The organism is Bradyrhizobium sp. CCGB01 (assembly GCF_024199795.1).
Taxonomy (GTDB): Bacteria; Pseudomonadota; Alphaproteobacteria; order Rhizobiales; family Xanthobacteraceae; genus Bradyrhizobium.
In genome coordinates, this window is sequence record NZ_JANADK010000001.1 from 5319481 (window position 1) to 5340977 (window position 21497).

At 64.2% G+C, this 21497-nt stretch carries 20 protein-coding genes and 1 riboswitch; of the genes, 4 read left to right on the forward strand and 16 right to left on the reverse strand.

The genetic code is table 11. The features are described from left to right. Positions 1-319: 319 nt before the first annotated feature. The 8 genes from NLM25_RS24545 to NLM25_RS24580 all read right to left on the reverse strand — a co-directional run bounded on the left by NLM25_RS24545 (position 320) and on the right by NLM25_RS24580 (position 7620). A complete protein-coding gene (locus NLM25_RS24545) occupies positions 320-901 on the reverse strand; it encodes a hypothetical protein (RefSeq protein WP_254138698.1) in 582 nt (193 codons plus the stop codon). Between the two features lie 63 nt (positions 902-964). Further along, entirely contained in the window at positions 965-1975 is a 1011-nt protein-coding gene (locus NLM25_RS24550) for a DUF6925 family protein (protein WP_254138699.1), read from the reverse strand. A gap of 24 nt (positions 1976-1999) precedes the next feature. Further along, a complete protein-coding gene (locus NLM25_RS24555; protein WP_375167843.1) occupies positions 2000-4114 on the reverse strand; it encodes a TonB-dependent receptor plug domain-containing protein in 2115 nt (704 codons plus the stop codon). Positions 4115-4224: 110 nt separating this feature from the next. Continuing rightward, a riboswitch (cobalamin riboswitch) is annotated at positions 4225-4439 on the reverse strand. A gap of 74 nt (positions 4440-4513) precedes the next feature. Continuing rightward, positions 4514-4735 carry a hypothetical protein gene (locus NLM25_RS24560; protein ID WP_254138701.1) on the reverse strand — a complete coding sequence of 74 codons (222 nt, stop codon included), beginning with the start codon at positions 4733-4735 and terminating at the stop codon, positions 4514-4516. A gap of 121 nt (positions 4736-4856) precedes the next feature. Next, positions 4857-5114 (reverse strand): hypothetical protein, encoded by a 258-nt coding sequence (locus NLM25_RS24565; RefSeq protein WP_254119823.1) that lies wholly within the window; start codon positions 5112-5114, stop codon positions 4857-4859. A gap of 101 nt (positions 5115-5215) precedes the next feature. Next, entirely contained in the window at positions 5216-5428 is a 213-nt protein-coding gene (locus NLM25_RS24570; RefSeq protein ID WP_063983092.1) for a hypothetical protein, read from the reverse strand. 152 nt (positions 5429-5580) lie between these two features. Further along, positions 5581-5757 carry a hypothetical protein gene (locus tag NLM25_RS24575; protein ID WP_254119825.1) on the reverse strand — a complete coding sequence of 59 codons (177 nt, stop codon included), beginning with the start codon at positions 5755-5757 and terminating at the stop codon, positions 5581-5583. Between the two features lie 126 nt (positions 5758-5883). Then, a complete protein-coding gene (locus NLM25_RS24580) occupies positions 5884-7620 on the reverse strand; it encodes an adenylate/guanylate cyclase domain-containing protein (protein ID WP_254138702.1) in 1737 nt (578 codons plus the stop codon). A 325-nt stretch (positions 7621-7945) separates the two neighbouring features. Between NLM25_RS24580 and NLM25_RS24585 the strand changes: the two genes are divergently transcribed. Then, positions 7946-10129, forward strand: coding sequence for a lytic transglycosylase domain-containing protein (locus NLM25_RS24585; RefSeq protein ID WP_254138703.1), 2184 nt, complete (start codon positions 7946-7948; stop codon positions 10127-10129). Positions 10130-10219: 90 nt separating this feature from the next. On the opposite strand, the gene NLM25_RS24590 is transcribed toward NLM25_RS24585, so the two are convergent. Continuing rightward, positions 10220-10378: a hypothetical protein gene (locus NLM25_RS24590; protein WP_254119831.1), complete on the reverse strand. Its 159-nt coding sequence runs from the start codon at positions 10376-10378 to the stop codon at positions 10220-10222. A 401-nt stretch (positions 10379-10779) separates the two neighbouring features. After that, positions 10780-11148, reverse strand: coding sequence for a hypothetical protein (locus tag NLM25_RS24595; RefSeq protein WP_254138704.1), 369 nt, complete (start codon positions 11146-11148; stop codon positions 10780-10782). A gap of 724 nt (positions 11149-11872) precedes the next feature. Here NLM25_RS24595 and NLM25_RS24600 point away from each other — a divergent pair. From NLM25_RS24600 to NLM25_RS24610, 3 genes are all read left to right on the forward strand, one after another. Beyond that, complete coding sequence (locus tag NLM25_RS24600) at positions 11873-14308, forward strand: PAS domain S-box protein (protein ID WP_254119834.1); 2436 nt, start codon at positions 11873-11875, stop codon at positions 14306-14308. Continuing rightward, on the forward strand, positions 14305-14982 hold the full coding sequence (locus tag NLM25_RS24605; protein ID WP_254119836.1) for a response regulator transcription factor: 678 nt from the start codon (positions 14305-14307) through the stop codon (positions 14980-14982). Before NLM25_RS24600 ends, NLM25_RS24605 begins: the two co-directional genes overlap by 4 nt. Before the next feature lie 86 nt (positions 14983-15068). Further along, entirely contained in the window at positions 15069-15455 is a 387-nt protein-coding gene (locus tag NLM25_RS24610) for a response regulator transcription factor (protein ID WP_254138705.1), read from the forward strand. A gap of 57 nt (positions 15456-15512) precedes the next feature. On the opposite strand, the gene NLM25_RS24615 is transcribed toward NLM25_RS24610, so the two are convergent. From NLM25_RS24615 to NLM25_RS24640, 6 genes are all read right to left on the reverse strand, one after another. Continuing rightward, complete coding sequence (locus NLM25_RS24615) at positions 15513-16484, reverse strand: tripartite tricarboxylate transporter substrate binding protein BugD (RefSeq protein ID WP_254138706.1); 972 nt, start codon at positions 16482-16484, stop codon at positions 15513-15515. Positions 16485-16572: 88 nt separating this feature from the next. Further along, entirely contained in the window at positions 16573-17814 is a 1242-nt protein-coding gene (locus tag NLM25_RS24620; protein WP_254119841.1) for a threonine synthase, read from the reverse strand. A 133-nt stretch (positions 17815-17947) separates the two neighbouring features. Then, the gene (gene lpdA / locus NLM25_RS24625) at positions 17948-19369 is read right to left on the reverse strand and encodes a dihydrolipoyl dehydrogenase (protein ID WP_254138707.1); all 1422 of its coding nucleotides are present in this window, start codon (positions 19367-19369) and stop codon (positions 17948-17950) included. A gap of 17 nt (positions 19370-19386) precedes the next feature. Further along, positions 19387-19620, reverse strand: coding sequence for a hypothetical protein (locus NLM25_RS24630; protein WP_254138708.1), 234 nt, complete (start codon positions 19618-19620; stop codon positions 19387-19389). 8 nt (positions 19621-19628) lie between these two features. Continuing rightward, positions 19629-20981, reverse strand: a complete 1353-nt coding sequence (locus tag NLM25_RS24635) for a pyruvate dehydrogenase complex dihydrolipoamide acetyltransferase (RefSeq protein ID WP_254138709.1) — start codon at positions 20979-20981, stop codon at positions 19629-19631. Between the two features lie 62 nt (positions 20982-21043). Then, positions 21044-21496: a nucleoside deaminase gene (locus NLM25_RS24640; protein ID WP_254119849.1), complete on the reverse strand. Its 453-nt coding sequence runs from the start codon at positions 21494-21496 to the stop codon at positions 21044-21046. Between the last annotated feature and the right edge of the window lies 1 nt (position 21497).

A 21497-nucleotide genomic window follows, 5' to 3' on the forward strand; every position in this document is an offset into this window, starting at 1 on the left:
CGCGCAGTCATTCGCGAGTGGATGGCACGCGCGCCCGCGCAGCGGCGGTCCAGCCAACAGGCCCTCACCTTCGCAAGAGATGCGAGCGAGAGGCACAGGCTGCCACGCAGCCGTCAAACGCCGTGCTCAGTGATCATGGGATGGTTGAAGCCACGCACCGGGCGCGGCTGAAGGGCGTCCATGCCGGACGGCAGCTCCCGGCAGATATTGTTCATCCGCAACCGGTCTGGACGGCGGTCGTACTGCGGCGATGGGCAAAGGGCCGGTCATCGCCATGACCGGACCTCAGTCTCGTAGCCCGTATGGAGCGAAGCGGCGCTCAGGCCGACATCGCTCCCTTGCGACGGAACGGATCGACCAGGCGGACGATCTCGCAGGCGGCAACGAGGCCGGCGAGCCAGACGGCGCTGGTCAGCCCAATGCGCGTGACGATGGCCGCGGTGAAGGCCCCCTCGCCGCCGAGGACCGGCGTCGCGGCGAGCAGCACGAGCTCATAGGCCGCGTAGGCGGCAACGAGCGTGATCGCCAGCACCAGCGGCGCGCGGCCCTGCGGCAGCATGCGGAGCACAGCCGATGCTGCTACGGTCGATAGAAGCGCCGCGGCGCCAATCGCAAAACCCCAGGCAATGGTGCTGCCGTCGATCGGATAGTGCAGGACGCTGAAACCGATCGTCTGATTCACGAGCCAGGCGCCAGTGACGACGAGCAGCGCCGGACGCAGCGGCAGCATCGCGGCCGCGACGACCGCGAAGGCTGCAAACGGCGTTGCGCAGGCCAGCGCAAAGCTGGCGAGCGCGCATGACAGGGTCAGCAGCGCAAAGCAGAACATCGGCGCAAGCCGTGGCGCAACCGGATGAAGGCGGAAGCGGTCGGCATGAGGCGGCAGGATAGTGACAGTCATGAAACGATCTCCTTGCAGGATTTGTAGCACATTTTGCGGGTATGGGGTCAGTGCATCCGGGCTTTAGTGAAGGGCCTCCATGGGGTCTTCGGCCTCGGTCGGATCGCGCCGGTCGTATGCGGCGAGCCAGGCGAGAAGCAACGGCGCGCGCGGTTCCGCGGCCGCGAGCTGCCGCACGGTCACCCGAACTGCGGCGCGCGCAGTGCGGTCGGACGGAAGCGTCACGGTCTCAGGTCCCTGCCCCTTCGCGACGGCTCCGATTACGTTGCTTTTGAGCGCCGTCAGCTCCGGCAGCCCGTAGCGTTCGAGCAGGGCCTGGAACGCTGCGTGCTGATCCGGCCGAAACGGGTGTGGCCGGCCGAGTTGATCGCGCAGCGGATGGGCCGGATAAAGATGCGCACAGGGGATCCAGCCATCAGGCAGCGGCTCGGTCGCAGCATGGGTGCGGCGATGCGCGAGCAGCTTTGGCAGGACGTGCGTGTGCGGACCATCTGGGCTTTTGCCGCCCGGTGGCGGGATCGGCTGGAACACTTCGGCCCGCCCGATCCGGCTGATGAAGACGCGATGCGGATTGGCGGCGAGGATGACCCGCATGGCATCGCTATCCGGCGCGAACACGGATTGCCCCGCACGGCTCCTGAGCGCGGCGACGACATCCGCCTCGCCGGTCCGGATGCAGGCGTCGATCTGCAACGTTCCAAGGCCAAGGTCGAACAGGATGCCGTTGCGATCCCGATGGCGCAGCGCTGCGCGATCAGGACCGATTTCCGTCAGCACCGTGCGGCCGCTCATGATGCCAGCTTCATGCGGAAGACACATCGCGACGCGGTGACTCCAGCTTTCGGTGGTCGGCGATTCCGACGCGATGAGGCGCAGGTCGGGGTGGGAGGCGATGCGTATCCCACCCTTCTCCGTCACAACGCTGATCCCGTTGCGAGACCGCTCCGTGTCCAAGGCATCGCCGGGCTCGCGCGTGAACTCGGCAATGGCCCCGAACGTACCGACGCTCCAGCCCGCCTCGGCATCGGCAAGCTGACCTGCAAGCAAGTCCATGATCGGATCGGCTGTCGTCATGAGATCGCTTCCTCCGGAGTCCCGCTATCTGACGTCGTAATTCGCAAGGCGAATGCCGCCATAGACGCCGAGTCCCGGCTGTAGAAAGCCTGTCGGATTTTGGTAGCGCACATTGGCGAGATTATCGACCCGGCCAAATACCTTGATCTGATCGGTGACCAGATATTCGGCGGCCACGTTGACGACAGTGTAGGCCGGCGCCAGCAGACGCGGAATGCTGAAGTCGCGGTTGCCGTCCACGAAACTTCCGACGTGCAGCACGGTCGCGGACAGCGTGAGCGGATCGATCGGATTCCAGATGACATTCGCGCTCCACTTCTCCTTCGGACGCCTCAGCAGCTCCAGTCCCGCCGTCGCATCGACGGCGCGGGTAAAGGTGTAATCGGCACGAACGCGGAGGCGGTCGGTGATTGCGGCGGCGACGAAGCTTTCCGTGCCTTCCGTGATGGCCCTGCCGATATTCGTGTTGGTGCTCGTGAATGTCACTGGATCGAACGTGCTCTGGATCAGGTCCGTGATGTTGTTGCGGAAGTAGGTCGACCCGAAGCGAATGCGATCGTTGAACAAGGGCTGCTCGAAGCCTGCGTCATATCCAACGCTTTCCTCGGGTTTGAGGTTGGGATTCGCAAAGAAGAAGAACGCAGGAAAGCTGACGTAAAGCTGGTTGAGCGTTGGCGCCTTGAATCCCGTGCCGTAGCTTCCCCTGAACTTCGTGTCCGTGACCGGCACGATCACGGCTGACGTCAGGCGAAAGGTCGGGTGCTCGCCGAACCGCTCGTTGTCGTCCTGCCGGACGTTGGCCGTGAAGAAGACGCGGTCCACGAACTGGGACTGCAACTCCATATATCCTGCCTTGTTGACGTTCTGGGCGGAGACCGTCGCCGTTTGCAGCGTTTCGGTCTCATGCTCGGCGCCGATGATGACATTGTTGTTGGGCGCGAGCCGTGTGGTGGTGTGCCAATCGTATTTGACACGATCGCCGGTGGTGATGGTCGGCATCGCATCGCCCGGCGAAATGTTGTGGTTCCAGTGGTTGGTGTAGTTGACGCCGAAATAGCTCTTCATCCGGTCGTCGAGAATGGACCAGACCGCCTCGCCGCGCGTGAACAGCTGATGCACGGTCTGCGTGCTTTGCGCGGCGGCGGGAAAGCTGGCAAGTGTCACGGGATCAAACGTGTCTCCCGTGAAGCGCAGCGTGGCGTCGGTGTAGCGCGCGACGCCATTGAGCGTCAGGCTTTCGCTGACATCGGCACCGAGCTTGGTCGAATAAGTCATGTTGTCGTAAGAATTGCCGATCGCCTTCTGGCCCGGCGGCAGCAGTTCGACAGGCGTCACCGGCACGTCGCTTGCGCGAAAATGCGCGACGTTGAAGGCATAGTTGAAGTGGTCCTGTGACCCGCTCAGACCTGCCGTCTGATTGAACGTCCCGAACGAGCCTCCCTCGACCGAGCCGGTCGCGCGGGCGGGACCATCACCCTTTTTGGTCACGAAGGAAATCACGCCCCCCAGCGCATCCGCGCCGTAGAGACCGCCCTGCGGGCCGCGCAGGACTTCGATCTGCTGAATGTCGGAGGTCAACAACTGGCCGAAGTCGAACGATCGGTTCGGATTGCCGGGATCACTGACGTCGATACCGTCGATCAGGACCTTGGTGTGATTGGAGTTCGTTCCGCGCATGAAGACCGACGTCTGTCCGCCCGGTCCGCCGGTCTGGACGAGGTTGAGCCCGGGAACGGCGCTGAGCGCATCGGACGCTGTGCGGCGCTGATCGCGCTCCATATCCCTGGCGGTCAGGACGGTCACCGAGCTCGCGACCAGATTGGTCGGAGTGACAATGCCAGTTGGACTGACAACGACGGTTGGAAACAGATTGGCCGCGGATATACCGGCAACGGGGGGCGATACCGGCGGCACTGGTCTCAGCGCTCGAACGACGCGCCCGCGCTCGGGCTTGTCAGACGTATGTCGTACGGCCGGTGGCCGAGCCGTACGCTCGGATGGCCCGACTTCGACCGGGGGCAGCAGATTGGGCGATGCCGATTGTTGGGCGAACGCGGCGGAAGGATTGAACGAGTACAGGAAAACAGACGTGAAGAGGCCGGCGCTGAGGCGCCTGGCGGCAGAGACAATACGGGACACTCTTGTAACCTCGGTATGACGTCAGTGGCACGTCACAGCGAACGAGGTTTCACGGAGCGATCGATTGCTCCGGTGAAGCTAATGTCTGTACTCCCCGACCGACATCTTCGCGTGTGACCACGGCTGACGGCAGGTCTCCTGGCTCGCGGGTCGTTACCTTACGTCGCCTTCCCAGGACCGAGATTCCCAGTGGCATATGACGAAAGATTCACCGCTTACAGTTGCGGGGGCAGCCGCTGCATTGAGAATATCCCGGCGTTGGGACAATCCCGCACAACGTTCCCTTTTGATCTCCGTGAGGAGAACCGTCAGGATCCAATTTACGGGTCGTTGGAGCGGTGAGTCAATCGGCTGATTGCATGATCGTCGCAGCACCGCGCGCAGGTTGACCTGGCGCAATCAGGTCGGCTCCCGCTGCTGACGCGTCCTGATCATCGCCCGCTCGCCGGCATCGACGAGCTGGCCGATGCCGGTGCGGCCCGTGAGCGCGCATCGGATGATGTGTTCGGCAACGGACCTGCGGAAGTCATGGTCCTCGCCGACCGGGCGATTGCGGCAGACCCGATCCAGCGCCAGCTTCATGTTGATCCGTGTGCGGGTGTCGAAATGCTCGCTGATCATTCGCAGGACCTTGATGCGTTTGATGTCGGGCTAAAACGCCTGGCGGTCGGCCGGGTTCCAAACGGCACCGGGCCCTGTGCAGAACCGACTACGCCCGCCCTGTCCTATTGTGACGGGTGGGCTATGCCCGCCCTCTTGGCCGCTGGGCCTGCGCCCAGGCCGCGGTGACGTCGCGCGGCGGGACGTCGATGCGCCGGATCGGGGTCAGTTCACCCGAGGCGGAGATGATGGCGGTCTCCTCGCGGCGGCAGCGCGGGCATACGAAGCGGACCTCGTGCGGCGACGCCGACCAGCTCGCACGCTTTACGTTGGCCGCCATCGGCCATGCATTGCAATGCGAGCACGACACCAGGAACCGACCGGGATCGAGCATACCCATTCCATAGGACTCCGCGTCCTGCCCATCCCTTCAATGATTAACCCTTGTGAATCGTTCCGGTGCCCGAGCACCGTCAGCCCCGGCTCCCGAACCTCCGCCGCTCAGTGGGCGCCCTTGAGGGTGCATGACGTGGTGCAGGTGACCGTGTTGCCGTGGTCGCACGCCTTGCAGGCGGCCACGCACTGGTTCATGTCGCGGGGATTGTAGGAGCTGTAGTTCCGCATCGCGCAGACCGGCGTCGAGCCGGTGATGTCCTGCTCCTGGTTGCAGGCCGCCGTCATGAGCGCGAAGATGAGGACTGCAAGCAGGCGCATGGGATTGCCCTGGTAAGGAGCGGCAAAGCGACGTCGGCGAGATACGCTGCATCGCAACGGACCTCGGCATTCCCACCGCGAGCAATCATGGATCGCGACGCTCGCATCCAGGAGGATGCGCGCCAAACATTAAGAACGGCTTGCAGCCGGCCTCAGGCCGCGGCCCTGGCCGCGATCACGTACCGCATATCGACCGCCAGCTGGCGGTACTGCTCCCCGAGCTTCAAATAAAATTCGCGCTTGGTGCTGTCGGTGGCGAGCTTGGCAATCAGCTCGCATTCGGCGGTGAGAGTCTCAAACCGCTCCAGCCTGTCCTCAAGTTCTGTCATTGGCGTGTCCCCGTCAAACGCCTCAAGGACACGTAACCTAAGCCCGGGAAATACGTCACTGCGAACATCGTTATGGAGTAGAATCAATTTTCGCCAGCGCGGGCCGCAGGGAGAGGATGTGACTACCTATTTCTGCTCCAGCCGCCAGGCGCCGTCCCATTCCACGCCCGGCGGATCGGCCTCGAACTGCGCGATACGGGCGAGCAGCGTGCGCGAGGGGCCATCGCCCGGGACGGTTTCCAGTGCGGCATTGAACGCGGTCCGGGCATCGTCGAAGCGCCGCGCGCGATAGGCGGCGAGGCCTTCGGCATAGTGCGCGCGCAAGCTCTCCTGCGGAACGCTGAGCCCATGCGCCTTGCTCATCACCTCGAAGATGGGTTGCGGCGCACTCTGGCCGGCGACCGCCAGGCGATCGATCTCGCGCAGCTCGCAGGCCGCGCCGATCGCGTCCGCCGTCGCCTGCGAGACCAGGATGCGGGTGCCGTAGACCTTGTTGACGAGCTCGAGCCGCGAGGCGAGGTTCACGGCGTCGCCCATCACGGTGAAGCTCATCATCAGCTCCGAGCCGATGCTGCCGGTCAGGACCTCGCCGGTGGCAATCCCGATGCGCAGGTCGCAGGGACCGGGCATGGCGCGGATGCCGAGCAGATCGGGCAACTGCTTCTGCAGCGCAGGCACCTGATCGGCCATGTCGATGGCGGCGAAGCAGGCGAGCAGCGCGGGCTCGTCCTCCTCGATGAAGGGAGGGCCCCAATAGGCCATGATGGCGTCGCCGATATATTTGTCGATGATGCCACGATGGCTGCGGATCGGCGCGGACATCACCGTGAAATAATGGTTCATCACCTTGACGAGGCCGCGCGGGGTCATGCCCTCGCTCATCGAGGTGAAGCCGCTCATGTCGCAGAACATGATCGTCATCACCCGGCGCTGGCCGTCGATGGCGACCTCCGGCCGGTCGATCAGGCCCTGAACCACCTTGGGATCGATGTAGCGCCCGAAGGTCTCGCGGACGCGCTCGTTGTGGCGCAGCTGCTCGGTCATGCGGTTGAAGGCGGCGGCGAGTTCGCCGATCTCGTCCTGGGTCGAGACGGTGATGGTCTTGTCGAAGCGCCCCGCCTCGACCTCGCGCGTGCCGGCGAGGAGCAGTCGCACCGGCCGCGTGATGCCGCTGCTGACCATCAGCGCAAAGACGAAGCCGACGATCGCCGCGAGAACGGTGACGACACCCGAGATGATGATCGCCTGATGCTGGCGGCCGATCACCGTCGACGTCGAGGCGAAGACCTGCTTGAGCATGTCGGCGCGGATACCGTCGATCTTCTGGTTGAACTGGTCGCGCAGCATGTCGAGATGCTCGAGCGTGCCGCGCGCCTCCGTCATCTGCTTGCCGTCGATCTGACTGAGGAGCCTTGCGTGATCTTCCTTCATGCCCTGGCGCAGCTCGGACACCGTCGCCTCGATGCGGGTGTCGATCCGCGCCAGCGCGGCATTGTCGGACGGTGTCCTGCTATCGTCGATGATCGCGTTGATGTGCTTGCGCGCGCCCGAGGTCTCCTCCTCGATCCTGCGGTCGGCTTCCTCGAACTCCTTGAGACGCGCCGCATAGGCCTCCTCGTCCGAAGCATCCTGCATCTTCATCATCACCATGCGCCGCAGCGCCACCGACCGCTCCAGCGAACGGATATTGGCGCGCGCGAGGTTGCCGTAGGCCGGGATGTAGCGGTCGGTCAGCTCGCCGAGCAGGACGCCGACCTGGCTCGACATCACCATCGACAGGATCGAGGTGACCAGCATCAGGACGATCAATCCGAGGGCGATGCCGACAATCTTGCGCCGGATCGACTGGTTGAAAAGCGGCATGAGCGATGGAGTAAAGGGCTGAAGGGACGGGTTGGAACCTCAATACACCGGATTTGACGGCGGGAACACGCGCAATCTGGCCGTTGCGACGCCCCGAGCCGCGCGCAACCGTCGCGCGAGCCCCATTCGTTAACAAAAGCTAAAACAACTGCCGTTTCCGCCGTTTCGGAAGTTCCCCAGTTCCCATCCGTATTTTGCCGCATTGTTGAACGAGCGTGAGGAATGCGAAACGATGTCATGGCATCGTTTTGGTGTCGTCTTTGATTCTCAAGCCGCATGTCGTCGCGGACCTTGGTTTGTAGTGGTTTCGCAGGGGGACCATCGAATGAACCAGTGCCTACGCTCGCTCGCGTGTCTCGTTGCCATGGCCGCCTTGGCCTTCATCCCAACCGAGCTGGCAGCCAAGAGCAGCCACAAACCGTCCGCGTCGAAGAAGACGCATGAGGCCAAAGCCGGCAAGCAGCGCCAGGCTGCGGTCAAGTCGCGCCGCGGCAAACACGCCGAGGCCAAGCGCAAGTCAAGGAAGGACGACGAGCTCTCGGACAAGCCGGCGCCGCCGCCGCTGACCGGCGACCTCGCCGCGCTGAAGGACGCCATCACCCTCGCGCGCAAGGGCAAGACCGAGGATGCGAGCGCGGCGCGCGACCGCATTGCCGATTCCGCCGGACAGAAGCTCGCCGACTGGTTCATGCTGCGCCATTCCGAGAGCACCGCGAATTTCAAGCGCTACGCGGCCTTCGTCGCCGCCAATCCGGACTGGCCGAGCAACGCCCTGCTCCGCCGCCGCGCCGAGGCCCGGCTGTGGCAGGAGAAGAGCGATGCGGCAACCGTGCACAAATTCACGATGGACCGGCCGGCCAGCGCCAAGGGCAAGTTCGCGCTCGCCCGCGTGCTGCTCACCGAGGGCGAGACCGACAGGGCCGCTCGCCTCGTGCGCGAGGCCTGGCGCACGGACGAACTGTCCGAGCGCAGCGAGGAGGATTCCTACGAGGCCTTCCGCGATCTCCTGACGGCCGACGATCATCGCGCGCGGATGGACAAGCGCCTCGGCGCCAAGGATTATGCAGGCGCACGGCGCGCCGCCAAACGGCTCGGCGAGGACGAACTCGCGATCGTCAAGGCCTGCGCCGCCGTCACCGGCAAGGCCAACAAGGCCGGGGATTATCTCGAGGACGTGCCGGCCGAGGCGCGCCGCGATCTCGGCTATGCCCTGTGCCGCGCGCAGTGGCATCTCCAGAACGACCGCATCGACGACGCCGCCGCGGTGATCCTCGCCGCCGCGCCCGCCACCATGGCGGCACAGGACACCGATGCCTGGTGGCGCGAGCGCCGCCTGCTCGCGCGAAAGCTGCTCGACCAGGGCAAATTCAAGACCGCTTACGACGTCGTGCGCGCCGCGGCGGTGCCCGAGAAGGAAGTCTACCGCGTCGACTACCACTTCATGTGCGGCTGGATCGCGCTGCGCTATCTCGACGATCCCAGGACGGCGATGGCGCATTTCGCCGCGATCGACGAGGGCTCGGCCAATCCGATCGCGCTGTCGCGCGGACATTACTGGCGCGGCCGCGCGGCCGAGGCGATGGGGGCGACGGCGGATGCGCGCATGAGCTATCAGGCTGCCGCGCGCTATCCGACCGCCTATTACGGCCAGCTCGCACGCGCCAGGCTCGGCCTTGACCGGATCGAGCTGCGCCCGCCCTCGCCCGTGCCGGCCGCCGCCGATGCTCCGCCGGCCGACGAGCGCGTACGCGCTGCCGACATGCTCTACGGCATCGGCGAGCGCGACGTGGTGTTTTACTACGCCGAGGATTTCGCCAGGGAGAGCACCGATGTCGCGGCGCTCGAAGCGCTCGGCGAGCTCGCCGGCCGCCGCAACGATGCGCGCGTGATGCTGGAGGTCGGCAAGTCGGCGCTGGCGCGCGGACTTGCGCTCGACCACTACGCCTTCCCGACCATCGGCATTCCCGAGCACAAGCAGGTCGCCCCAGCGATCGAGACCAGCGTGATCTATTCGGTGGCGCGCACCGAGAGTTCGTTCGACCAGCGTGACAAGTCGCCCGCCAACGCGGTCGGCTTGATGCAGGTAACGCCGGAAGCGGGACGCGACACGGCGAGGCGCTTCGGCCTGACCTATGACTGGGACAGGATGGTCTCCGATCCCGTCTACAACACGCAGATGGGAGCGGCCGAGCTGAGCGCGCTGCTGTCGGAATATCGCGGCGACCAGATCATGACCTTCGCCGGCTACAATGCCGGCCGCGGCCGGGTGCGCGAATGGGTGCAGGTCCGCGGCGACCCGCGCGACCCCAAGGTCGACCCGGTCGACTGGGTCGAGCGCATCCCGCTGTCGGAGACGCGCAACTACGTCCAGCGCGTGATGGAGAACGTGCTGGTCTACCGCGCCCGGTTCGAGGGCAGCGGCACAGCCACGGCGAAATCCGAGCAACGCGTTCCGACGCACGAAGTCAGCGCGGCACCTACGGCAGCGGCCGCAGCCACCGCGCCCTAGCTTCGCAACGCCGGGGCTGGACGCGGCTCGAAGCTGGATGCAGTGACTGCGGCCGACCACTCTGCGCGGCTCGCATCGTTCGGCTAGCGGTCACCTCCTTCCGTGGTCAGAAGGTTCGCGCGCGCGCAGAAATGCCTCCGTCAGCGCGCCAGAGAGCGCGCTCACCTGCATCATCCAGCTCCAGCTCGAAATGGCCGCAAACACCGTGATCGCCTCGAGCGAACTGCGGTAAGGCCAGAGCGTTTCCATGGTCGTCTGCTGATATCGACGGTAGCAATCATACTCGCAGTACCGCCGTTGCGTGGACACATGCCGGACGTAACTCGAGCCCAGCGGCTGTGCGCACGCGCTGCAGGTGACGCCATGGTGGGGTTGGTCCTGATTGACGAGCATGAATCTCAACGTCATGTCCTCTTGTGCCAGCAGCCGTCTCCGCCGGTTCCGCCTCGCCCACCCGTCTGCTCAAGACGCCGCTCGCGCCGGCCTCTCGATCAACGGCGCTGCTGCTTCGTGATGAAGCGCGTAACACTCGTAGCCGCAGTAGGGCAGCAGCGACTTCGCATCGCGCAGATAGCTGCCGCTGATCTCCTCGCAGCACCACAGACAGAAGGTTTTGCGAAAAGGGGTCCTGCCATTCACCAATATGAATCTCACGTGGCACCTCCCAACGCGAAGCAGTAGACCGTGTCGACCAGGGAGGCGGACGGCGGCGGCGCACAAAGATGGTTGCGGCCGTCCGGATTGTCCCTGTTTCTCTCAACCTTCTGGGACGGGATGAGGATGTACTTCCCGTCTTCCCGCCGCCGCGCGTAGATCCTGCCGTCGACGTATCGCACCTCGGTCGGGTAGCAATCCGCGCTGTTGCAGCAGCTGAGCACAGGATTGTCGGGCATATGCCAGCTGGAATAGAACTTCTCGTGCAGGAGCTGATCCTGGACCGGATGATGACGATGTCCACCATCCCGTCCGACCTCATCGGCCTGCGCTGCCGTCATCAACGGAAGCAGCAGCGCGACCATCAAGAGGAGCTTGCAAGCACGGTTCAGCACGCAGCCTCCTGTTTACCGAATGGAGCGGACCGAAGCGCTAATCCTCATGCCGCCTGAAATCGAAAAAGCCATCGACGGTCGCGTTCGCGGCGTGCCCTGAAGCGATCGAGACATTTTCTGGAGCACAGCGGCGTTCGCCAGGAATAATATCGGATCAGGCCGAACTTGCCGCTGCAGACGGCGCAACCTCTTACGGCAGAAGCGCGCTCGGAGTATTCAGGCGTATCGCACATCATGCTCTCTCCTGGCTCTCATGGTCGTGGCTTCGCTCGTGCGCTGACGCACGGCCATCCACGCTCGTTAGTGAAATGCGGCCTCTCGATCGTGACCGGCCGATCATGCGGCAAGTCGGACAACGGAGGCAGAGATATGAGCTGCACATCGAGCTAATCGCCGGCTTGTGCCTTGCACATCGCGTCCCCTCGATGCTTGTGAGAGTAATCCGCGTGCAACGGACTCCTCAATTGTACGGAGGTAAATGTGCTCTATGATTTGGGATGCGCGAGCTATACGTAGGTTTGTCCCGTAGTTTTTCGGGTCTCCGCCGCACCTTCGCAACGAGACGGCGCATGGCCGGTAGGCTGCACGGCTGCCGCGAGTTTCGCAGCGGCGTTCTACTTTGGTCGGAGGGAATTGCTCCCCTTGTTGCAAAGTGCTCTACTTGCTTCGACCCCAGCGTGCCGGGACGCCCGCGATGATGCCTGGCCAAATCGCGAAAATCGGGAATTCGGCCGCGCAATTGCTGCTCGGCGGCCTCGCGGCGCTTCGATCTTTCGGCAACGGCGAGAAGGACAGCCCCGCGCTCGGAGGTGCCTCGCGGCAGGACACCATCGATCTACGCGACGCAGTGAAACAGTGGCGCGAGGTGTTCGAGCACAACCCGGTCATGTACTTCATGGTGGATCCGGCCGGAACGGTGCTCAACGTCAATACATTTGGCGCCGCACAACTGGGCTACACGGCGGCCGAGCTGATCGGCCAGTCCGTGCTCAACGTGTTCTTCGAGGAGGATCACGACTTCGTCCGTCGATGCGTGGCGTTGTCCCTCGAAACCCTGGACCAGTCGCATACCTGGGAGATTCGCAAGTTCCGGAAGGACGGCTCGGTCCTTTGGGTCCGTGAAAACGCCAAGGCGATGCTGCGCGGCGACGGCACGCCGATCGTGCTGGTCGCCTGCGAGAACATCACCCAGCGCAAGGAGGCGGAGGACGCGCTGCGGCAGAGCGAGACCTACCTCGCGCAGGCGCAGGAGCTGAGCCGCACCGGCAGCTTCGGCTTGAACCTTGCGACCGGCGAGGCCGTCTGGTCGAGGGAGACTTTTCGTATCTTCCAATGCGACCCCGCGACGAAGCCGACCCTGAACTTCGTCTTTCAACGCATCCATCCGGAAGATCGCGATACGGTCCGCAGGACCCTCGATCGCGCCTCGCGCCTCGCGGAGGATTTCGACCACGAATATCGCCTGCTGATGCCGGACGGATCGGTCAAATATCTTCATTCCGTGGCACGCGCGGTGCGACACGCATCCGGGCGCATCGAGTTTGTCGGGGCTGTGACCGATGTCACCATAGCGAAGGAGGCAGAACAGAGGCTGCGTCGCAGCGAGGCCTATTTGGCCGAGGCCCAGCGACTCAGCCACACGAGCAGCTGGGCCTGGGATGTACGTCGTCAGGAGTTTGCCTACCGATCGGCTGAACTCTTCCGCCTGTTCGGGTTTGAGCCGGGCCAGACCGACTTACCGGCGCGGGCTTTCCAGCAACGCATACTCCCGGAGGATTTCCAACGGATCGTCGAGGTGGAACGTCAGGCCCTCCGCCAAAGGGAACCGTTCGAAATCAACTTTCGCATTGCGTGCCCGGACGGTTCGATACGACGGGTCCACACCGAGGGACTCCCCGTTGTCGGCAGCGACGGCGAAGTGAGGGAGATCATCGGCACGCATGTGGACGTCACCGAGCAGGTCGCTGCAAAAGAAGCACTGCAAAAGGCATTTGATGAACTCAAGGCATCCGAGCAGCGCTTCCGCGACTATGCTGAAACCGCATCTGACTGGTTTTGGGAGACCGGGCCGGATCACCGCATCACGCAGATATCAGAACACGCCGATACGGCCAGTGCTGCGCCGACGGGATTGGTCGGCCTGACCCGTTGGGACATTCGGCCCGACGCCGAGCTCGAGCCGGGGAAGTGGGAGCAGCATCGCGCAGCGCTCGACGCTCACCTCCCGTTCCGCGATTTGGTTTACCGCGGCCGGGATCGCAATGGATCGCCAATTTACGTGCGCACCAGCGGCAAGCCGTTACATGACGAGGACGGCAATTTTCTCGGCTACAGGGGCGTCAGCAGCGATGTGACGGCGGCGATCCGCGCCCAGCAGACCGAAGAAGAGCTGCGGAAAACGCAAGCCGAGCTCGCCCATGTCACGCGCGTCACGACGCTCGGCGAACTCACCGCCTCGATCGCCCACGAAATCAACCAGCCTCTCGCCGCCGTAATCTCCAATGCAGACGCCTGCATCGCGTGGCTCGGCCGCGAGCCGGCCGATCTGGAGGCTGCGCGCCGTTCCGTGGAATGGATCGTCGAGGACGCCAATCGGGCCAGCGAGGTGATCCGCAGGATCCGGGCGCATGCGAAAAAGACCGAGATCGAGATGGTGCCACTCGACATCAATCAGGTCGTCAGGGAGGCGATGGCCCTCGTCCGGCGCGAGCTCGCTACGCATGCCGTGTCGGTGCGAATGGAGTTGTCGTCCGGCCTGCCCAGTATTTGCGGCGATCGGATCCAGCTCCAGCAGGTGCTGATCAACCTTGTCGTGAACGGGATTGAAGCCATGCAAGCCAATGTCGACCGCCCGCGCGAGCTGGCGATCCGCTCCAGTCGGGCCGGCGAGGACGGTGACGAGCACCTGCTCCTGACCGTGACAGATCGCGGTGTCGGCCTTGGCGGCGACGTGACAGACCACATCTTCACGCCGTTCTTCACCACAAAATCGAGCGGCCTGGGGATGGGACTGTCGATCTGCCGATCCATCATCGAGGCTCACGCGGGCCGGCTTTCGGCGTTTCCCAATGAGGGGGGCGGTGCAACATTTCAGATCGCCCTGCCCCTCCCACAAGAGGACGCGTCGTGACTGACCACGCCAAGCCGACGCAGGTGCAGGCCCAGGCAAGCGCCGATGATCCGATCGTCCTGATCGTCGACGACGATCCGTCGATGCGGCGTGCGCTCACCAATCTCTTTCAATCGGTCGGCCTCAGGGTGGAGGCCTTCGGCTCGGCGGCGGAGGTCCTGGAGGCCAAGCCGCCGGTGGTCCCCAGTTGCCTTGTGCTCGACATTCGCCTGCCCGGCTCGAGCGGCTTCGACCTCCAGGCGGACCTCGTAAAGGCCGACATTCACACGCCTATTATCTTCATCACCGGTCATGGCGATATTCCCATGACCGTCAGGGCCATGAAGAGTGGTGCCATCGATTTCCTGACCAAGCCGGTGCGCGACCAGGACATGCTGGATGCGGTCCAGGCCGCGATCGAACGGGACCGCAGGCGGCGCGATGCCGAGAAGTCGGTGTCAAGCGTGCGGACACGCTTTGAAGGCCTGACAGCGCGTCAGCGCGACATCCTCGCCCTGGTTGCGTCCGGCCTGATGAACAAGCAGGTCGCTGCCGAGCTTGGATTGGCCGAGATTACCGTCAAGATCTATCGCGGGCAGATCATGCGGAAAATGGGCGCGAAGTCATTGGCAGATCTCGTCAGAATGACCGAGACGCTCGGAATCCCCCGGCCAAGGGGAAAAGTGCAAACCTAAGTATGCTTTCCAAGCTCGCCCCGAGGGCCCAATTTCCGGCGGGTGCCGTACCATGATCGGCGGCTTCCCGATCAGGAGCGATCATCTTGTCGGTTCTCTCGGTCATTTCCATCATTGACGATGATCCGTCAGTCCGCCTCGCGACGAACAATCTCCTGACGTCGCGGGGATACACGGTCTGCATCTTCGGCTCCGCTCGCGAGTTTCTCCAGTCCGCCGAACTGCATACGACGTCCTGCGTGATCGCGGATGTGCAGATGTCGGTCATGGGCGGCGTCGATCTCCTGATGCATATGCGCGGCCTTGGTCACCTCACGCCGTTCATCTTCGTGACGGCCTTTCCCGACGATGCCGTGCGCGAGCGCGCGCTGAAAGCCGGCGCCATCTGCTTTCTCGCGAAGCCGTTTTCCACGCCGACCCTGATCAAATGTCTGGAGACGGCGCTGGCGAGCCCCGGTGAAGCCAAATCCTGACGCGACGCCGCGTGACCCTGATGGCTCCACAGGGTGCGGCGACGTGTCGTCCTCGCCTCAATCCACCTTGATGTTGGCGGCCTTGATGATCGGCCACCACTTTGCGATCTCGGCCTTCTGGCGGTTGCCGAGCGCTTCGGGGGTGAGCTGGTCCTGCGGCGTCATCTCCAGGCCCTGGCTTTCGAGCTGCTTCTTCACCGCGGGATCGTTCAGCGCTTCCACCGCTGCGGCATTGAGCTTGGTCACGATCTCCTTCGGCGTGCCCTTCGGCACCCACAGGCCCGACCACAGCGTCATGTTGAAGCCTTTGAGGCCCGCCTCGGCTGCCGTCGGGATATCCGGCGCCGACGCGAGTCGCTTGTCGTCGGTGATGGCGTAGGCGCGGATGGTGCCGGCGCGGACTTGGTTGATCGAGTTGGAGGTCTGGTCGATGATGACGTCGATCTGGCCGGCGATGAGATCGTTCAGCGCGGGGGCCGTGCCGCGATACGGCACGTATTGCAGCTTGATGCCGGAAACGCTCTCGAAATAGACGCCGGCGATGTGGCTGCCGGAGCCCGCGCCGGCGGTGCCGGCGGTCGGCGGCGACGGCCGTGACTTCAGCCATTCGATCAGCTCTTTCAGCGAGGTCGCGGGCACCGCGTTCTTGCTGACGACGATCATCGGATTGCTCGGCAACAGCACCACGGGCTCGAGATCGGCGACGAGGTCGTATTTGAGCTTGTAGACGGCGCCATTGGCGACGTGGGTGCCGAGATGGCCGAACGAGATGGTGTAGCCGTCCGGCGGAGATTGCACGGCGCGGCCGACGCCGATCGAGCCGCCGGCGCCGGTGACGTTCTCGATCACCAGCGGCTGGCCGAGCGTCACGCGCATCCGTTCGGCAAGCACCCGCGCCATCGCGTCCGACGGGCCGCCGGCGGCGAAGGGAACGATGATGGTGATGGGGTGCGAGGGATAGTCGTCGGCGCGCGCGGCGCCTGAAACAGCGAGAATACCGAGCAGCCCGGCCCAGATGGCCTTCTTCATTGTCTTCTCCCCAGCGATGTCATTGTTGTTTTTTGTCTCTTCCCGCGTACGGGAAGAGGGATCGTTCGTGAAGAGACGAAATGACGCGCTAGAACTGCGTGTAGTCGATCGGCTTGTGACGATCCAGCGTGCGGGCAACCGGGGGCAGCGGGTACTTCAGGCCGGTCGCGCAGTTGAACAGCATGACGCGGTCGGTCTTGCTGACGCGGCCGTCGGCGAGGCTTTCCTTGTAGGCGGCGTAGGTCGCGGCGCCCTCGGGGCACAGCAGCAGCCCCTCCTCGCGCGCGACCTCGTTCAGCGCCGACGAGATCTTGTCGTCGTCGACCGCAATCGCAAAGCCCTTGCTCTGCCGCACCGCGCGCAGGATCAGGAAATCGCCGATCGCCTGCGGCACGCGGATACCCGAGGCAATCGTGTGGGCGTCCTCCCAGCGCGTCGCATGCTCGGTGCCGGCGTCATAGGCCCGCACCATCGGCGCGCAGCCCGAGGCCTGCACCGCGACCATGCGCGGGCGCTTGGAGCCGATGAACCCGATCTTCTCCAGCTCGTCGAACGCCTTCCACATGCCGATCAGGCCGGTGCCGCCGCCGGTCGGATAGAAGATCACGTCGGGCACGTCCCAGCCGAGCTGCTCGGCGAGCTCGAGGCCCATCGTCTTCTTGCCTTCGATCCGGTACGGCTCCTTGAGCGTGGACGTGTCGAACCAGCCGACCTTTGCCTTGCCTTCGCCGACGATCTTGCCGCAATCGTCGATATAGCCGTTGACGCGATAGACGGTCGCGCCCTGGAGCTCGATCTCGCTGACATTCACTTCCGGCGTATCGGCGGGGCAGAAGATCGTGGTCTTGATGCCACACGACGTCGCATAGGCCGCGAGCGCAGCGCCCGCGTTGCCGTTGGTCGGCATCGCCATGTGCTTGATGCCGAGCGCCTTGCCCATCGACACCGCCATCACCAGGCCGCGCGCCTTGAAGGAGCCGGTCGGCAGGCGTCCCTCGTCCTTCACGATGATCTCGCCGCCGCCGAGTTTCGCGCCGAGCTTCGGCAGCCGGATCAGCGGCGTCGTGACTTCACCGAGCGAGACGATGTCTTTGCATTTGCGCACGGGCAGCAGCTCGCGGTAGCGCCACATGTCCGCGGGCCGCTGCGCCAGCGCGTCCTTGGTCAGCGCCTTCTTCACGCCCGCGAGGTCGTAGCGCACCAGCAATGGCTTGCCCGCCTTGGAGAGGTTGTGGACCTGGTCGGCGGCGTAATGATCGCCTTCCATCGCGCATTCGAGATGGGTGACGAAGGTCGGGCGTTCGATGGTGAGATTGTCGTTGTCTTGCATGGGTTGGTTTCCTTCTTGTTTTGCAGTCGATCTCTCTGCTCGTCATGGCGAGCGCAGCGAAGCAATCCGGAATCTTTCCGCAGAGGCAGTCTGGATTGCTTCGCTTCGCTCGCAATGACGGCTCCGGCGGGGGCTAGATATTCAGCACCCGCCCGTAAGCGTCCAGCACGGCTTCCTTCATCATCTCCGACAACGTCGGGTGCGGGAACACCGTGTGCATCAGCTCTTCTTCCGTGGTCTCCAGATTCATGGCGACGACATAGCCCTGGATCAGCTCGGTGACTTCCGCGCCGACCATGTGAGCGCCGAGGAGCTGGCCGGTCTTCTTGTCGAAGATCACCTTGACCAGGCCCTGGTCCTCGCCGAGCGCAATCGCCTTGCCGTTGCCGACGAAGGGGAAACGGCCGACGCGGATCTCGCGGCCGCTCTCCTTGGCCTTGGCTTCGGTGAGGCCGACGGAGGCCACTTGCGGCTGGCAATAGGTGCAGCCCGGGATCAGGTTCTTATCCATGGGATGCGGATGCAGGCCCTTGATGGCCTCGACGCAGATCACGCCCTCATGCTCGGCCTTGTGGGCCAGCATCGGGGGGCCTGCGACGTCACCGATGGCGTAGATGCCGGGGACATTGGTCTTGCCGTAGCCGTCGATCACGATGCAGCCGCGGTCGGTCTTCACCCCCAACTTTTCCAGACCGAGATTCTCGATATTGCCGACCACGCCCACCGCCGAGATCACGCGCTCGAACTCGGTGGTGACGGGCTTGCCCTTGCCGTCGTCGATGGTGGCAACGACGCTGTCGGCCTTCTTCTCCAGCTTCGTCACCTTGGTCGAGGACATGATCTTGATGCCCTGCTTCTCCAGGCGCTTGCGGGCAAAGCCAGCGATCTCGGCATCCTCCACAGGCAGGATCTGCGGCAACACCTCGACCACGGTGACGTCGGAGCCCATGGTGTGGAAGAACGAGGCGAACTCGATGCCGATCGCGCCGGAGCCGACCACCAGCAGCGACTTCGGCATCTTCTCCGGCACCATCGCCTCGAAATAGGTCCAGATCAGCTTCTTGTCGGGCTCGAGCCCCGGCAGCACGCGCGGCCGTGCGCCGGTCGCGACGATGATGTGTTTTGCCTGGTAAGTCCCCTCGCCCAGCGTGCCCTTGGGCGCCTCGACGTCGGACTTCTTCACCGTCACCTTGCCGGGCGCGTCGATCGAGGCGGCGCCCCAGATCACGCTCACCTTGTTCTTCTTCATCAGGAAGCCGACGCCGTCGTTCAGCCGCTTCGAAACCCCGCGCGAGCGCTGCACCACCGCCTTCGGATCGAACGAGACCTTCTCCGCCGACAGGCCGTAATCCTTGGCGTGCTGCATGTAATGGTAGATCTCGGCCGAGCGCAGCAGCGCCTTGGTCGGGATGCAGCCCCAGTTCAGGCAGATGCCGCCGAGATAGGATTTTTCGACGATCGCGACCTTCAAGCCAAGCTGTGCGGCGCGGATCGCGGTGACGTATCCGCCCGGGCCGGAGCCGATGATGATGACGTCGAAGGATGTGTCGGCCATGGCGGCTCCCGTTCAACTCAAGCGGTCGTTGCGCCGCGGGCGCGGCGATTGAGGATATAAGTTCTGATCAGCCATTCGATGAGAATGACCGCCGCCATGACGGCGAAGATGGTGAGCGCGATCGGCGCCCAGATGTTGCGCGACAACGCCTCGCCGGCAAAGAAGGCGGACTCAACGATGTCGCGGCCGAGCGGGCTGAGCGTGAGGATCAGCGAAACCAGCATCGAGATCCAGGGCCAGCGCGTCGTCATGCGCCATCTCAGACCATCATCATGACGGGATTTTCGATCAGCTGCTTGAAGGCGCCGATCAGCTCGGCGCCGAGCGCGCCGTCGATGGCGCGGTGATCGCAAGACAAGGTCACGCTCATCATGTGCGCGATCTCGATCTTGCCACCACGCACGACGGGACGCTCCTCACTGGTGCCGACCGCGAGGATGGTCGCATGCGGCGGGTTGATCACGGCGGTGAAATGGCTGATGCCGAACATGCCGAGGTTGGAGACCGCGGTGGTGCCGCCCTGGTATTCTTCCGGCTTCAGCTTGCGCGAGCGGGCGCGCGCGGCAAAATCCTTCATCTCGTTGGAGATGGTCGACAGCGTCTTGGTCTCAGCCTTGCGGATGATCGGCGTGATCAGGCCGCCGGGCATCGCCACGGCGACACCGACGTCGGAATGATGGTGCTTGACCATGCCGGATTCGGTCCAGCTCACATTGCAGTTCGGGATCTTCTGGAGCGCAACGGCCATCGCCTTGATGACGAAGTCGTTGACCGAGATCTTGTAGAGCGGCTTCTTCTCCTTGTCCTTGGGAGCAGCCGCGTTGATCTCCTCGCGTGCGGCGAGCAGCTTGCCGATGTCGCAGTCGATGGTCAGGTAAAAGTGCGGGACGTTCTGGATCGACGCAGTCAAACGTTGGGCAATCGTGCGGCGCATGCCGTCGTGGGGAACGACCTCGTAGGAGCCCGGCTCGAACAGCGACAGGATCTGCTTGTCCGACATGGTCGGGGCGATCGAGGGTGCGCCTGACGGCGCCGCGGCGGGTGCCTTGAGGCCCTTGCCGGACTTGGCCTGCTCGACGTCGCGTGCAACCACGCGGCCGTGCGGGCCGGTGCCGGTGACCATCGAAATCTCGACGCCGGCTTCCTTGGCGAGACGCCGCGCCAGCGGTGAGGAGAACACGCGACCACCATGGCCGTTGCTCTGCGCGGCCGGTGCGGCGGCAGCTTGCGGAGCGGGAGCAGCAACAGGCGCCGGAGCAGCCTTGGGCGCGGCAGGCGCAGGCGCGGGCGCGGCGGCGGGTGCTTCAGCAGCTTTCGGAGGCGCAGCCGCGGCGCTGGGCTTGGCGGCACCTGCCGCCTTCACGTCCTCGCCCTCGCCGGCCAGCACCGCGATCACGTCATTGACCGGGACGTCCTGCGTGCCCTCGGGCACGAGGATCTTGGCGATCGTGCCTTCGTCGATGGCCTCGACCTCCATGGTCGCCTTGTCGGTCTCGATCTCGGCGATCACATCGCCGGATTTGACCTTGTCGCCTTCCTTCTTCAGCCACTTGGCGAGGTTGCCCTTCTCCATCGTCGGCGAAAGAGCGGGCATCAGGATGTTGATGGGCATGCTGACCTCACGAAGAACTTCTCAAAACGTCGTCCCCGGAAGCGAGGACGAACAGACCAGGTTTAGTTGCCGATGTCGCCCTGCCACAGGCGCTCATTGGCAGGATTGGAACGCCAGTTCTTCATCATGGTGATGGAGCGGTCGTCCGCAAGATCGATCCAGGGGATGCCGAACTTGTCGAGGATGTCCTTCGAGCCCGGGAAGGTGACGGATTCTCCGATCACCACCTGCTGGACCTTGAACAGAGCAAGTGCGCCGGCACACATCGAGCATGGCGACAGCGTGGTGTACATGACGGTGTCGTGGAACGAGATCACGCCGGCTTCGCGCAGGCAGCTCATCTCGCCGTGCAGGATGACGTTTTTCTCTTGCACGCGGTTGTTGTGGCCGCGGGCGATGATCTCGTTGCCGCGCGTCAGCACGGCACCGATCGGCAGGCCGCCCTGCGCGATCGAAGCCTCCGCCTCGCGGATCGCCTCCAGCATGAAATCGAAGTGACGGGATTCGATCGCCACG

Bases quoted from the DNA above. Each gene is read 5' to 3' on its own strand.
- NLM25_RS24545 (WP_254138698.1), bottom strand. From the start codon at position 901: ATGACTGTCACTATCCTGCCGCCTCATGCCGACCGCTTCCGCCTTCAT.
- NLM25_RS24550 (WP_254138699.1), bottom strand. From the start codon at position 1,975: ATGACGACAGCCGATCCGATCATGGACTTGCTTGCAGGTCAGCTTGCC.
- NLM25_RS24560 (WP_254138701.1), bottom strand. From the start codon at position 4,735: ATGATCAGCGAGCATTTCGACACCCGCACACGGATCAACATGAAGCTG.
- NLM25_RS24565 (WP_254119823.1), bottom strand. From the start codon at position 5,114: ATGGGTATGCTCGATCCCGGTCGGTTCCTGGTGTCGTGCTCGCATTGC.
- NLM25_RS24570 (WP_063983092.1), bottom strand. From the start codon at position 5,428: ATGCGCCTGCTTGCAGTCCTCATCTTCGCGCTCATGACGGCGGCCTGC.
- NLM25_RS24575 (WP_254119825.1), bottom strand. From the start codon at position 5,757: ATGACAGAACTTGAGGACAGGCTGGAGCGGTTTGAGACTCTCACCGCC.
- NLM25_RS24580 (WP_254138702.1), bottom strand. From the start codon at position 7,620: ATGCCGCTTTTCAACCAGTCGATCCGGCGCAAGATTGTCGGCATCGCC.
- NLM25_RS24585 (WP_254138703.1), top strand. From the start codon at position 7,946: ATGAACCAGTGCCTACGCTCGCTCGCGTGTCTCGTTGCCATGGCCGCC.
- NLM25_RS24590 (WP_254119831.1), bottom strand. From the start codon at position 10,378: ATGGAAACGCTCTGGCCTTACCGCAGTTCGCTCGAGGCGATCACGGTG.
- NLM25_RS24595 (WP_254138704.1), bottom strand. From the start codon at position 11,148: ATGGTCGCGCTGCTGCTTCCGTTGATGACGGCAGCGCAGGCCGATGAG.
- NLM25_RS24600 (WP_254119834.1), top strand. From the start codon at position 11,873: ATGATGCCTGGCCAAATCGCGAAAATCGGGAATTCGGCCGCGCAATTG.
- NLM25_RS24615 (WP_254138706.1), bottom strand. From the start codon at position 16,484: ATGAAGAAGGCCATCTGGGCCGGGCTGCTCGGTATTCTCGCTGTTTCA.
- NLM25_RS24620 (WP_254119841.1), bottom strand. From the start codon at position 17,814: ATGCAAGACAACGACAATCTCACCATCGAACGCCCGACCTTCGTCACC.
- lpdA (WP_254138707.1), bottom strand. From the start codon at position 19,369: ATGGCCGACACATCCTTCGACGTCATCATCATCGGCTCCGGCCCGGGC.
- NLM25_RS24630 (WP_254138708.1), bottom strand. From the start codon at position 19,620: ATGACGACGCGCTGGCCCTGGATCTCGATGCTGGTTTCGCTGATCCTC.
- NLM25_RS24635 (WP_254138709.1), bottom strand. From the start codon at position 20,981: ATGCCCATCAACATCCTGATGCCCGCTCTTTCGCCGACGATGGAGAAG.